Genomic DNA, 13,416 nt, shown 5'->3' with positions numbered 1-13,416 from the left:
GAGAATTCACGCCGACATCAAAAGCCCCATCGCACCGGCGACGGCCGCATAGAGCAACATGACCAGTGCGGTACGTTTCAAAATGACGCCATCCTGTCGTTGAAGGCCAAGGATGGCGGTCACCGCAACGATATTGTTGATACAGATCATGTTTCCCATGGCCGCCCCGACGCCCTGCAGGGCCAGCGTCCCGCTTGTCGAAAGACCGGACTGTTCAGCGATCGAGAACTGAATGGCGGAAAAGGTCAGATTGGAGATGGTCGCCGAGCCGGAGAAAAACGACCCCAGCGCACCGAGCAGCGGCGCGAACACCGTCCAGTATTCACCGCTCAACCGCGCAAGCTGGTAACCGATCAGGGCGACCGGCGACGCCTCGTCGCCCAGCATCATCAGATTGACAAACACCAGTGCCCCCATCAGCGCGAAAAACGGCGCGCGGATACTGACCAGAGTGTACCGACCGACGTCGCGCGCGGCGCCTGCCCGATGGAACCCGCCCAGCGTCAAAAGCCCCACCAGCACAAAGGGCAGCAGAGCGGGCACGTACAGGATGCTGTGATGCCAGCCGATGTCGGTACGAAACACCTCGTTCAACCCCACGACCAGCCCGGCGCTGACCGTCAGCTCCCCCAGTTGACCCAGCGGCAGCTGCAGGGCGGGCGTATCGAGCTGCAACAGCGGTTTCAGGCCCAGCGCCGGAATGCGGGTCACCACCAGGATCAGCACCGTACCCCATAGCGGAAAGGTCGCCTTCAAAAGCGCCCGGCCTGAACCCGGCGCGTTCGCAGGCGCCTGCGGCTGTGCCACGCGGGCCAGCCCCACGCCGCGGCGCGCCAACAAAAGCGTCAGCGAAAGCCCCACCAGACCGCCGATGAGGGAGGGAAACTCGACACTGTAAAAACTGATCGCCACATAGGGCAGCGTACAGGAGAAGGTTGCAAGCAGGATAAAAACGAGGTTATCGACGATCTCCCGCCATCGCACCACCATCGCCAGACCCGCCACTACCACCAGGGGCGCGGCAGTGGCATTGATCAGCGCCGACTGCCAGGCGATATCGCGCAGCGCAGCGGGAGAGAGATCCAGCACGGAGAAGCCGAACCAGATCGGCGTACCCACGGCGCCAAAGGTTACCGGGATCGTGTTCATGATCAGACAGAAGGTCGCCACCCGCAGCGCCGGAAAGCCCAGCCCGACCAGCACGGGCGCCGCAATGGCGGCAGGCGTTCCAAAACCGCTGGCGCCTTCGATCAGAAAGGCGAACGCCCAGCCGACAATCATCAGCTGGGCGATCGGATTATGGCTGATGCCGTTGAGCGCGCCTCTGATGGTGGTCAGTGCACCGGTGACCTCCATGGTACGAAACATGAAAATGGCCCCGGCCACGATAGAGAGCGGCGTCAGAGCCATCAACAGGCCGCTGACGACCGTGGCATTCACCGCGTTGGCATCGCGGTCGAATACGGCCAGTGCCAGCAGATAGGCCAGCATGGCACACAGCGGCAGGGCGCGGCTGGAGGCCATGCTGTTTTTTTTGCCCATCAGGAAGATCAGCAGAACCAGAGGTGTACAGGCGGCGGCAAGCTCCATCATGACAACAACTCCGATGCCGGTTCATGCTGTCATTATACAATCCTGTCGCGGAGAAGGTGCCGTCGAGCGAGTCCTGCGCGGCCATGTCGCATTCGCGATACGCCACCTGAGGATCAAATGCGGCGGCACCGGGCCTACAGCACCGCCGAAATGAACTGCTGAAGCTCCGGCGTCTGCGGTTCACTCAGCAGCGTTTTGGCATCGCCCTGTTCATGGATGCGCCCCTGGTGCATGAACACCACCCGGTTGCCCACGTCGCGGGCGAAACCCATCTCGTGGGTGACCAGAATCAGCGTCATGCCCTCGCTTGCCAGCTGCTCCAGTACCCGCAGCACGTCGCCGACCAGTTCGGGGTCGAGCGCCGAGGTGATCTCGTCGCACAGCAGCACCCGCGGCGACAGCGCCAGCGCGCGGGCGATCGCTACCCGCTGCTGCTGACCGCCGGAGAGCTGCTCGGGCCAGGCGTCGAACTTCTCCGCCAGCCCGACCCGCTCCAGCTCCTTGCGCGCCCGCCGGGCGGCATCGCGCTCGCGCTCGCCGCGCACCACCATGGGCGCCAGCATAACGTTCTCGCCCACCGTCTTGTGGGGGAAGAGATTGAAGTTCTGAAACACCATACCGACCTCCTCGCTGAGGCGCGCCGGCGTCATGGTGGTGGCATCCAGGGTACGGCCATTGATCTCGATCACTCCGCTGTCATGGCTTTCGAGCTGATTGAGACAGCGCAGCAGGGTACTCTTGCCCGAGCCGCTGCGGCCGATGATCGACACCACCTCACCGGCCTCGATGGAGAGATCGATCCCCTTGAGCACCTCGTTATTGCCAAAGGATTTGTGCAGGGCATCAACGCGAACCAGCGACATTGAGACGTTTCTCCAGATAGCGAGCGTAGAGCGACAGCGGATAGCACAGCAGGAAGTAGCCCAGCGCCACAAAAGCGAAGATGGTGAAGGGCTGGAAGGTGGCGTTGTTGAGCATGGTGCCGGTACGGGTCAGCTCGGCGAAGCCGATCACCGAGGCCAGCGCAGTGCCCTTGATGACCTGCACCGAAAACCCCACCGTCGGCGCAATGGCGATGCGCAGCGCCTGCGGCAGCACCACATGGCGCAGGGTGCGCAGCCGGTCAAGGCCCAGCACCCGCGCCGCCTGCCACTGACCGACGGGAATGGCGCGCACGCAGCCGTGCCAGATGTCGCACAGAAAGGCGCTGGTAAACAGCACCAGCGCGATGGTGGCGGCCGTCCAGGCCGAGATATCCACCCCCAGCGCCGCCACTCCGAAATAGGCCAGAAAGAGTTGCATCAGCAGCGGCGTGCCCTGAAACAGCTCGATATAGAGCGCCACCAGCCGCCGCACCCAGGCCGCCGGCGACAGCCGCAGAACGGTCAGCGCCAGCCCCACCAGGCCGCCGCCAGCGAAGGCGATCAGCGATAGCGCCACCGTCCAGCGCATCGCCAGCAGCAGATTGCGCACGATATCCCACAGTGTGAAATCGGTCACAGCGCCCTCCCCTGACGGCCACCGAGCCAGTACCAGCCGGCCAGCCGAAACAGCTGGCGCATACCGACCGCCAGCGCCAGATAGATCAGGGTGACGACCAGATAGGCCTCGAAGTTACGGAAGTTGCGCGAGGCGATGAAGTTGGCCACCCAGGTCAGATCGTTGACCGAGATCTGCGAGATCACCGCCGAGCCCAGCATGACGATGATGCACTGGTTGGTCAGCGCCGGATAGATGTTGCGCATGGCCGGTACCAGCACCACATGGCGCCAGGTCTGGCGCCGCGACAGCCCCAGCACCCGCGCCGCCTCGAACTGGCCACGCGGGATCGCCTCGACCCCGGCGCGCAGAATTTCGGTCGAATAGGCGGCCAGATTGAGCGTCATGGCAATCAATGCTGCCTGCCAGGCCGCCAGCGTTACCCCCAGCGCCGGCAGGCCGAAAAAGATGAAAAAGAGCTGCACGATAAAGGGCGTGTTGCGCAACAGCTCGATATAGGTCTGGATCATTACGCGCAGCGGCGTCGCGCCGTTGAGCTTGAACCAGACCAGCGCGCAGGCCGCGGCGATACCCAGAAGCGTCGCCGCGACGGTAATCATGACAGTCACCAGCAGCCCCATCACGAGCTCGTCGGTATAGGGCAGCAGGGTGGAAAAGTCGAGCGTCATAATCGCCTGGCTCAGCCCTGTTCGCCGGCAGCGAAGCCGTCGGGCAGCGGCGCGTGGAACCACTTCTCGGAGAGCGCCTCGAAGGTGCCGTCGGCCATGCCCTGGGCGATCAATTCATTGACCCGTGCCATCAGCTCGGGATTGCCCTTGGCGAGACCGATGTAGCAGGGCGAGTCCTCCAGCTTGACCGCCAGCACCGGCTCGCGGGAGGCGTCGCGGGAGGCGATCTGCGCTGCCACCGGGTTGCCGGTCGCGATCAGCTCCACCTGACCGGAAAGAAAGGCCGAGATGGTCGTGGCGTTATCCTCGAAACGCCGGATCGTGGTGCCCTCGGGCGCCACCTCGCTGAGGCGGATATCTTCCAGTGCCCCGCGGGTCACACCGACAGTATGGCCGGAGAGCTCGGCAAGGCTGTCGATGCTGTCCTGATCCGACGCTTTGGCATCGCGGAACACGCCGAAAAAGAAGGGGGCATATTTGTCCGAGAAGTCGATCGCCTGCGCCCGCTCGGGGTTCTTGCCGAGACTGGAGATCACCAGGTCCACCTTGTCGGTGGTCAAAAAGGGAATACGGTTGGCGCTGGTCACCGGCACCAGCTCCAGATCGAGCTGCATGCTGTCGGCCAGATAATGGGCGGTGTCGATGTCATAGCCCTGCGGCTGAAGATCGGTGCCTACCGAGCCGAAAGGGGGAAAATCCTGGGGTACGGCGACGCGCAGGGTACCGCGCTCCTGAATGGTGGCGAGATCGGCCGCCGCTGCGGGCGCCACCATGGCGGCGGCCAGCAGCGTCGTACTCAGGGCAGCGACCAGCAGGCGGCGGGCACTGTGCAACAGGCTTGTCATGGATAGAGACTCCAAATGGATAGCGGACGCAGAGCGCGCTCAGTGAAACGAAGGTATTTTTTTATCGGCCACTGAAACACTTATTAAACAGCCTGCAATCGTCGTGCCAACGCACCGCTTTCGGTCACTTTGAGCGCTTGCTGCGTCACATTGGCGATCGTGGCGGCCTTATGACGGCACAAAACCCTATCTCAACGCACCCAAAGCGGGCAGCGCTCAAAGAAAATGCACCACTCTGGCTCATCGCCATTGGCACCTGCTGCCAACCCCCTCCAAAAGTCCAAAAACCACACAAAACATCCGAAAAGCGACCAGGCTGTAACAGTGTCGGTTCGGTCACCATGACGCGCTCCTTGCGAAGCGCCGATCCGCTGGTGACGACTTCCATGACAGCCAAAGCGAGAAAAATATGGATAAGCAAAACATCTTCGTGGTGGGACTCAACGATTTTAACCGCGCCCGACTGAGTGGATTGAGAGGCGCCGAAGACTATCACTTCCACGGCGTGATCGAGCCCGCCGAGGTCTATGACACCGAGGTCTTTCCCATAGAAGACATGGTGAAGCGTGCCGGCAAGACGCTGGAGGAGTTCGATGGCAGCATCGATGCCATCGTCGGCTACATGGACTTTCCCGTCTCGACCATGCTGCCACTGCTGTGTGACCGCTTCGGCACCCGTACGACCAGCCTCGAAAGCCTGCTCAAGTGCGAGCACAAGTACTGGAGCCGGCTGGTACAGCGTGAAGTGATCGGCAACTACATCCCGCGTTTCACCGCCTTTGACCCCTTCGATGACGACGCCCTGGCCCACATCGGCCAGTCGGGGCTCTACTTCCCGTTTTTCGTCAAGCCGATCAAGTCCTCCGGTTCGCGGCTCGGTTTTCGTATCGACAGCCCCGAGGACTTCGCCAGTGCCATCGCCCAGCTGCGCGAGGAGATCGGCCTGATCTCCGAGCCCTTCAACTTCATACTCGACCAGGCCGACATCCCTCCCGAGGTGCGCGCGGTAGACGGCGGCTTCTGCATGGCCGAGGAGATCATCGGCGGCTGGCAGTGCACGGTGGAGGGCTATGTGCATGAAGGCCGGGTCAACCCCTACGGCATCGTCGACTCGCTGCGCTATCCGCGGGTGCTCAGCTTTCTCTGCTACCACTACCCTTCGCGACTGCCTGAAAACATTCAAACCCGGATGTGCGAGCTGACGACCACCCTGATGCGCCACATCGGCTATGACAACGCCGCCTTCAACGTCGAATTCTTCTGGGACGAGGTGCAAAATCGCGTCTGGCTGCTGGAGGTCAATACCCGTATCTCGCAGTCGCACTGCGATATCTTCGAAAAGGTCGACGGCGTCAGCCACCAGCAGGTGACGGTCGACCTGGCGCTGGGCCAATCCCCCGACATGCCGCACCGCGAAGGTAAATTCGCCGTCGCCGGCAAGTTCTTCTATCGGGTATTCTTCGACGACGCCACCGTCACCCGCGTGCCGGAGACGCAGGAGCTGGAAGCACTGACCCGGGAGTTTCCCGGCACCGTGATCGACGTGCAGGTCGAACCCGGTCAGCGCCTCTCCGAGCTGCCCGAGCAGGACAGCTACAGCTTCGCGCTGGCCTATATCTGGATGGGCGCCGACAGCAGTGAGCAGCTGGAAGAGAACTACCGGCAGCTCGCCGATCGGCTCGTTTTCGAGTTTTCCGATGTGGTCGGTTGAACCATATCGCTGCCAGGAAGAACCGCATGGAAATTGTCGATCGTTTCCCCCACCAGGTCTTCGAAGAGGAGACCTGGATCGAGTTACCCGATGGCTGCCGACTGGCCGCCCGTATCTGGCGTCCCGAGGGGGCCGAAGGTGCTCCGGTACCGGCCATTCTCGAGTACCTGCCGTATCGCAAGCGCGACCTCACCGCCCAGCGTGATGCCGGCATGCACCGCTATTGGGCGGGGCACGGCTACGCCGGGGTGCGGGTGGATATTCGCGGCACCGGCGAATCCGACGGTGTACTGAAGGATGAATACCTGCAGCTGGAGCTCGACGACGGCGTCGCCATCCTCGAGTGGCTCGAACGCCAGCCGTGGTGCAACGGCAGCGTCGGCATGGTGGGCATCTCCTGGGGCGGTTTCAACGGCCTGCAGATCGCCGCTCTGCAACCGCCACAGCTCAAGGCGGTTATCACTATCTGCTCCACCGATGATCGCTACGCCGACGACGTGCACCACATGGGCGGCTGCCTGCTGGTCGACAACCTCTCCTGGGCGTCGACCATGTTCGACGGCAACGCCTGCCCGCCCGACCCGGCGCTGGTGGGCGAACGCTGGCGCGAGATGTGGCACCAGCGGCTGGACGGCAGCGGCCTGTGGCTGGAGAACTGGCTGCGCCACCAGCGCCGCGACGACTTCTGGAAGCACGGCTCGGTGTGCGAGGACTTCAGCGCCATCCGCTGCCCGGTCTACGCCATCAGCGGCTGGGCCGACGGCTACTGCAACGCCGTCTTTCGCCTGATGGCAGGGCTCGAAGTACCGCGCAAGGGGCTGATCGGCCCCTGGGCGCACAAGTACCCGCACCTGGGCGTGCCGGGGCCGGCGATCGGCTTTCTGCAGGAGTCGCTGCGCTGGTGGGACCAGTGGCTCAAGGGCAGCGACACCGGCATCATGGACGAACCCATGCTGCGGGTCTGGATGCAGGGGGCCTCGCCCCCCTCGACCCGCTACGACAACCGTCCCGGGCGCTGGGTCGCGGAGCCCGACTGGCCCTCGGCCAACATCGAGCGCCAGAGCTGGCGGCTCACCGCCGGCCACGATCTGCTCACCGAAACGCTCGCCGAGACCATGACCCTCGACGACACGCCGCACACGATACGCTCGCCGCTGTCGGTAGGGCTGCATTCGGGCAAGTGGTGCTCCTACAACGCCCCGCCCGATCTGCCCCACGACCAGCGCGAAGAGGACGGCGGCGCACTGGTCTTCCAGACGCCGCTGCTGGAAACGCCGCTGGAGATCTGCGGCGAACCGCTGCTGGAGCTGGCGCTCTCCGCCGACAGGCCGGTGGCCATGGTGGCGGTGCGGCTGAGCGATATCCATGAGGACGACAAGGCGACCCGCGTCTCCTGGGGCGTGCTCAACCTCACCCACCGCAACAGCCACGAACACCCCGAGCCGCTGGAGCCGGGCCGACGCTATCATGTACAGGTGCCGCTCAAGCACATCGCCCAGCAGTTTCCCGCCGGTCACGCCATACGGGTATCGATCTCCACCAGCTACTGGCCGCTCGCCTGGCCGGCGCCGGAGCCGGCACGATTGACGCTCTACCCCTGCGAGTGTCGCCTGCAGCTGCCGGTGCGCGAACCACGGCCACAGGAGGAAGCGGCACTGCCCGAGTTCGGCCCGCCGCAGTCGGCGCCCGGGCTGGCGACCACCACGCTCGAACCCGGCAGCGAGGCGTGGCGCGTTATTCGCGACCTCGCCTCCGACGTCAACGAGCTGGAAGTGATCAACGACGAGGGGCGCTACCGCTTCGATGATATCGACCTCGAGATCGCCGGCCGGGTGCGCGAGCGCTACCGTTACACCTTCGGCAGCTACGACAGCGTCGAGGGCATCACCGACTGGGAGCGCGAATTCCGCCGCGGCGACTGGCGGGTGCGCACGGTGACCCACACACGCCTGACCTCGACGCCCACCGATTTTCGTATCCGGGCCACGCTGGATGCCTGGGAGGGCGAGACGCGGGTCTTTTCCCGCAACTGGGACGAGGTCATACCGCGGGATCTGGTTTAAAAATTTGACCCTCTGAGACCACCGCTCATATTGAAGGATGGCCCTGCCAATAGCGTCAGGGCTACCTTCCAGGGAAACGAGGCAGCGTGTCTGGGAGCCTCGCTACCCCATCATCAGCATCCACAGTGGCAGCGTGCCCGCCGCCAGCAGGGTAGAAAGGAAGATGCTGGCGCCAACGGTGTGCTGCTCCTTGCCGGGGGCGGCGAAGGCCAGCACGTTGACGCCGATGGGGTTGGCCGCGGCCAGCACCAGCACCTGTAGCGCCAGCGGGTTGAGCCCCGGTATCGCAAGGCCCAGTGCCAGCACCAGCAGCGGCATCAGCACCAGCTTGCCAAGGCAGATACGCCAGATACGCAGCGAGGAGCGCAGCCGATAACGCGTCAGTCCCACCCCCACCACGATCAGCGCGCAGGGCAGGCCGGCGCGCGCCAGCCAGTCGAGCAACTGCCACAGCGGCGCCGGCAATTCGATGTCGGCCAGGTTGATCAGCGCGCCGATCAACAGCCCCACCACCAGCGGGTTGGCCAGCGTCTTCAACAGCGACAGGACACCCGGGCGCTTGTCACGCCCGTGGCCGAGAGCGGCGTAGAGCGACTGAGTGGAGAACATCACCAGGCTGTGCAGCGCCAGCAGGGCGAACAGATAGACCAGCCCCTGCGGACCAAACAGCGCGCTGATCATGGGAATACCGATCAGCACGTTATTGGAGTAGCTGGCCGCCAGCCCTTCGGCGGAGGGGAGACCGCTACGCCAGTGCGTCCAGACATTGAAACCGGCAAAGAGCGCCAGCGCCGGCACGAAGTAGACCACCAGCAGCAGTGGCGACAGCGCCTCGCCCAGGGGCGCGCGGGCGATGCCGGTGAGCAGCACACAGGGTAGAAAAACGCGGAAGGTGAGCCAGGAGAGACCGCCGATGCTGTCGTGGCTCAGCCAGCGGCGCCAGCCCAGCACATACCCCAGCACGATCAGACCGAAAATAGGAAGAATGGCGATGACGGCGGCCATGGGCACCTCGCTTGTGCCTCACGACAGCCGGGAGGCGATGAATCGGACGGTAGTCACTGCCTCGAGGCAGCCGCCTCGGCATCATAACGCGTTGTGACACCTTGCGTCAGGCTTGCGGCGCTGTTCGGCTTTGGTCTCAACGCCGGGAAATTCTTTGCAGTCTTTCGTAATGTAGCGCTATGTTAATGCCACACATTGATCGGGGGCCCCTTCGGGCAATGACCGGACGGGACACCTCACGTCTTCAACGACATGCAGGCCATCGTCACAACAACAGGGACTATCATCATGATCATGCAAGGAAAGCGCCGCACTACCCTGACCGCCCTCGTCTCCGGCCTCGGCATGATGCTGGGGGCAGCAGTCATGTCCGGCAATGCCCAGGCAAGCGGGCAGCAGTTCATGACCATCGGCACCGGGGGCCAGACCGGCGTCTATTACGTGGTGGGGCAGTCGATCTGCCGCTTCGTCAACCAGGGGGACAGCGGCTACCGCTGTAACGCGCCCTCTACCGGCGCGTCGGTGGCCAACGTCAACGGCATCGAAAACGGCGATCTCGACCTGGGGGTGGCCCAGTCCGATGTGCAGTACAACGCCTACCACGGCGAAGGGCAGTTCGAGGGCAATGCCCGCGAGGATCTGCGCTCGGTCTTCGCTCTGCATGGCGAACCGATGACGCTGGTGGCGCGCGCCGACTCCGGCATTGAAAGCCTCGACGATCTGGTCGGCAAGCGCGTCAACATCGGCAACCCCGGCTCCGGCAACCGCGCCACCATGGAAGTGATCATGGCCGCCAAGGGCTGGACCACCGACGACTTCGCGCTGGCTTCCGAGCTCGACAGCGCCGAGCAATCCTCTGCACTTGCCGACAATAACATCGACGCCATGGTGTTCGTCGCCGGCCACCCCAACGGCTCGATCCAGGAGGCGACCACCACCACCGACGCCAACATTATCCCGCTGGATGACGAAACCATCCAGACGCTGGTCGAGGAGCACCCCTACTACAGCTTCTACACCGTGCCCGGCGGCATGTATCAGGGCAATCCGGACGACGTTCAGACCTTCGGCGTGGGCGCTACGCTGGTCAGCGCCGAGCGCGTCAGCCCGGATCTGGTCTATGCGGCTACCAGCGCAGTGTTCGAAAACTTCGATCGCTTCAAGCAACTCCACCCGGCTTTCAACAACCTCGACCCGCAGACCATGATCAGCGAAGGCCTGTCGGCGCCGCTGCACGAGGGCGCCGAGCGCTACTATCGTGAACAGGGCTGGCTCGAGGAGTAATCCTCTCCACACGGCTTCTCGTTACTGCAACGCCTCCGGTACCGCCGGAGGCGTTGTGTCGTTGTCACCGCCCGCCGCCACGGCGAGGAGATTGCCATGAACACTGCCTCCCGCGGCGACCATGCAACGCCCAACGCTCAGCAGATGGCGCAGGCCGCCGATACCGGCGGCCGCCAACTGGAAGGCATCACACGCCGACTGTTGCTGGCCGTCGCCGTGGCCTGGTCGCTGTTTCAGCTCTGGATCACCTCGCCGCTGCCCTATTTGATGGGCTTCGGCGTGTTCAGTGCCACCGAGGCGCGCTCCATCCATCTTGCCTTCGCGCTCTTTCTGGCCTTTCTCTCCTATCCGGCACTCAAGCGCTCACCGAAGGATCGCGTACCGCTGCCGGACTGGGCGATGGCGCTGGTGGGCGCCTTCTGCGCTCTCTACCTCTATCTGTTCTACGACCAGTTGGCCAACCGTCCCGGCAACCCCATTACCCAGGATGTGGTCGTCGGCATCGTCGGTATCGTGCTGCTGCTGGAGGGCACCCGCCGTGCGCTGGGCCCACCGCTGACCATCGTCGCGCTGGTGTTTCTCGGCTACTCGCTGGCCGGCCCGTACATGCCCGGCATGCTCGCCCACCGCGGGGTGAGCTTCGAGGCGCTGGTCAACCACCAGTGGCTGACCACCCAGGGGGTGTTCGGCATCGCATTGGGGGTGTCGACCAGCTTCGTCTTTCTTTTCGTGCTGTTTGGCGCCCTGCTCGACAAGGCCGGCGCCGGCAACTACTTCATCAAGGTCGCCTTTTCGATGCTGGGCCACTATCGCGGCGGCCCGGCCAAGGCGGCAGTAGTCGCCTCCGGCCTGACCGGTTTGATCTCCGGCTCGTCGATCGCCAACACCGTCACCACCGGCACCTTTACCATCCCCATGATGAAGCGGGTCGGCTTCAGCGCCACCAAGTCCGGCGCGGTCGAAGTCGCCTCTTCGGTCAACGGCCAGATCATGCCGCCGGTGATGGGCGCCGCCGCCTTTCTGATGGTCGAGTACGTCGGCATTCCCTATGTCGAGGTGATCAAGCACGCCTTTCTGCCGGCGGTGATCTCCTATATCGCGCTGATCTACATCGTCCACCTGGAGGCGATGAAAGCCGGCATGCAGGGGCTCAAGAGCGCCAATCCGCCGCGCCCCTGGCTTTTCAGGCTGCTGGGCTTCGCCACCGGCCTGGTGGGGCTGATGGCGCTCAGTGCGATCGTCTATTACGGCCTCGGCTGGCTCAAGCCGCTGCTGGGCAGTGCGACCCCCTGGGTGGTGGCGATACTGCTGGCGGCGGTCTATGTCGGTCTTCTCAAGCTGGGCGCGCGCTACCCGGAACTCGAACGCGACAACCCCGACAGCGACATCACCGAACTGCCGCGCACCAAACCCACCGTCATGGTGGGGCTGCACTACATCCTGCCGGTGGTGGTGCTGGTCTGGTGTCTAATGGTCGAGCGCCTGTCGCCGGGGCTGTCGGCCTTCTGGGCGACGGTGCTGATGATGGTGATCATGGTCACCCAGCGCCCCATCGACGCCCTCTTTCGCGGCCGCCTGCAGCTCGGTGACAACCTCCGACACGGCGTCAGGGATCTGTTCGACGGGCTGGTCGACGGCGCCCGCAACATGGTGGGCATCGGTATCGCTACCGCCACCGCCGGCATTATCGTCGGCGCCGTATCGCAGACCGGCGTGGGGCTGGTGCTGGCCGATCTGGTCGAGCAGCTGTCGATGGGCAGCCTCTTCCTGATGCTGCTGCTCACGGCAGTGTTGAGCCTGATTCTCGGCATGGGGCTGCCCACCACCGCCAACTATATCGTGGTGTCGGCGCTGCTGGCGCCGGTGATCGTTCAGCTCGGCCAGCAGCAGGGGCTGCTGGTACCACTGATCGCGGTGCACCTGTTCGTGTTCTACTTCGGCATCATGGCGGACGTGACGCCGCCGGTGGGGCTGGCGTCGTTCGCTGCCGCCGCCATCTCCGGCGCCGACCCCATTCGCACCGGCTTTCAGGCCTTCTGGTACAGCCTGCGCACCGCTGCCCTGCCCTTCCTGTTCATCTTCAATACCGATCTGCTGTTGATCGGTGTCGACTGGTGGCACGGCATCCTGATCTTCGTGGTCGCCACCGTCGCCATGCTGATCTTCGCCGCCGCCACCCAGGGCTGGTTCATCGACCGCAACCGCTGGTACGAAACCATCGCGCTGCTGTTGATCGCCTTTACCCTCTTTCGTCCCGGCTTCTGGCAGGACATGATCGTGTCGCCCTGGCAGCAGGTGCCGACGGCGCAGTTTGCCCGGGCCTACGGCGAGCTGGGCGACAATCAGTCGCTGCGGGTCAACGTCGAGGGGCTGGACAGCTACGGTGCGCCCACCAGTCTGGTGATCGAGGTACCGGCGGTAGCGGGCGATTCCGGGCAGCAGCGGCTCGACAATCTGGGCCTGACACTGCGTCAGGACGGCGAGCAGACCATCGTCGACATGGTGGCCTGGGGCAGCCAGGCGTCCGAGCTGGGTTTTGATCTCGATCAAACCGTGACCAGGGTGGCACTGCCACAATCGCGTTTTGCCAAGGAGTGGCTGTGGCTGCCGGCACTGGTACTGCTGGCGCTGGTTTTTGCCCTGCAGCGACGGCGGCGTGAGCCGGCGCTACGCAGTGAAGCAAAAGCCCGAAACGCCTGAAAGACGCCGCGCGCCATATCCGACGGTATGGCGCGCGGAGAGAATAG

The 13,416-nt window shown here is 64.1% G+C and carries 10 protein-coding genes; 4 read left to right on the top strand and 6 right to left on the bottom strand.

Annotated features, from left to right (window positions below):
• Positions 1-6: 6 nt before the first annotated feature.
• The 5 genes from H146_RS0103840 to H146_RS0103820 form a co-directional block, all read right to left on the bottom strand.
• Positions 7-1,593: an L-lactate permease gene (locus tag H146_RS0103840; RefSeq protein WP_019950535.1), complete on the bottom strand. Its 1,587-nt coding sequence runs from the start codon at positions 1,591-1,593 to the stop codon at positions 7-9.
• A 134-nt stretch (positions 1,594-1,727) separates the two neighbouring features.
• Positions 1,728-2,456 carry an amino acid ABC transporter ATP-binding protein gene (locus H146_RS0103835; RefSeq protein ID WP_019950534.1) on the bottom strand — a complete coding sequence of 243 codons (729 nt, stop codon included), beginning with the start codon at positions 2,454-2,456 and terminating at the stop codon, positions 1,728-1,730.
• Positions 2,437-3,093, bottom strand: a complete 657-nt coding sequence (locus H146_RS0103830; RefSeq protein WP_019950533.1) for an amino acid ABC transporter permease — start codon at positions 3,091-3,093, stop codon at positions 2,437-2,439. The genes H146_RS0103835 and H146_RS0103830 overlap by 20 nt, the downstream gene beginning before the upstream one ends.
• A complete protein-coding gene (locus tag H146_RS0103825; protein ID WP_019950532.1) occupies positions 3,090-3,761 on the bottom strand; it encodes an amino acid ABC transporter permease in 672 nt (223 codons plus the stop codon). Before H146_RS0103825 ends, H146_RS0103830 begins: the two co-directional genes overlap by 4 nt.
• Before the next feature lie 11 nt (positions 3,762-3,772).
• Positions 3,773-4,606 carry a transporter substrate-binding domain-containing protein gene (locus H146_RS0103820; protein ID WP_019950531.1) on the bottom strand — a complete coding sequence of 278 codons (834 nt, stop codon included), beginning with the start codon at positions 4,604-4,606 and terminating at the stop codon, positions 3,773-3,775.
• A 409-nt stretch (positions 4,607-5,015) separates the two neighbouring features.
• Here H146_RS0103820 and H146_RS0103815 point away from each other — a divergent pair, with 409 nt between their 5' ends.
• Complete coding sequence (locus H146_RS0103815) at positions 5,016-6,317, top strand: ATP-grasp domain-containing protein (RefSeq protein ID WP_019950530.1); 1,302 nt, start codon at positions 5,016-5,018, stop codon at positions 6,315-6,317.
• 26 nt (positions 6,318-6,343) lie between these two features.
• Complete coding sequence (locus H146_RS0103810; protein ID WP_019950529.1) at positions 6,344-8,380, top strand: CocE/NonD family hydrolase; 2,037 nt, start codon at positions 6,344-6,346, stop codon at positions 8,378-8,380.
• Positions 8,381-8,482: 102 nt separating this feature from the next.
• Here the strand turns inward: H146_RS0103810 and H146_RS0103805 are convergent, their stop codons facing one another.
• On the bottom strand, positions 8,483-9,385 hold the full coding sequence (locus H146_RS0103805) for an AEC family transporter (protein WP_019950528.1): 903 nt from the start codon (positions 9,383-9,385) through the stop codon (positions 8,483-8,485).
• A gap of 288 nt (positions 9,386-9,673) precedes the next feature.
• Between H146_RS0103805 and H146_RS0103800 the strand changes: the two genes are divergently transcribed.
• The gene (locus tag H146_RS0103800) at positions 9,674-10,669 is read left to right on the top strand and encodes a TAXI family TRAP transporter solute-binding subunit (RefSeq protein ID WP_019950527.1); all 996 of its coding nucleotides are present in this window, start codon (positions 9,674-9,676) and stop codon (positions 10,667-10,669) included.
• Between the two features lie 96 nt (positions 10,670-10,765).
• Positions 10,766-13,369, top strand: coding sequence for a TRAP transporter permease (locus H146_RS0103795; RefSeq protein ID WP_019950526.1), 2,604 nt, complete (start codon positions 10,766-10,768; stop codon positions 13,367-13,369).
• Positions 13,370-13,416 lie beyond the last annotated feature (47 nt).

The organism is Kushneria aurantia DSM 21353 (assembly GCF_000382245.1).
Classification (GTDB): domain Bacteria; phylum Pseudomonadota; class Gammaproteobacteria; order Pseudomonadales; family Halomonadaceae; genus Kushneria; species Kushneria aurantia.
The sequence above is the reverse complement of the archived record's forward strand: the minus strand, read 5'-3'. Positions and strand labels throughout refer to the sequence as shown.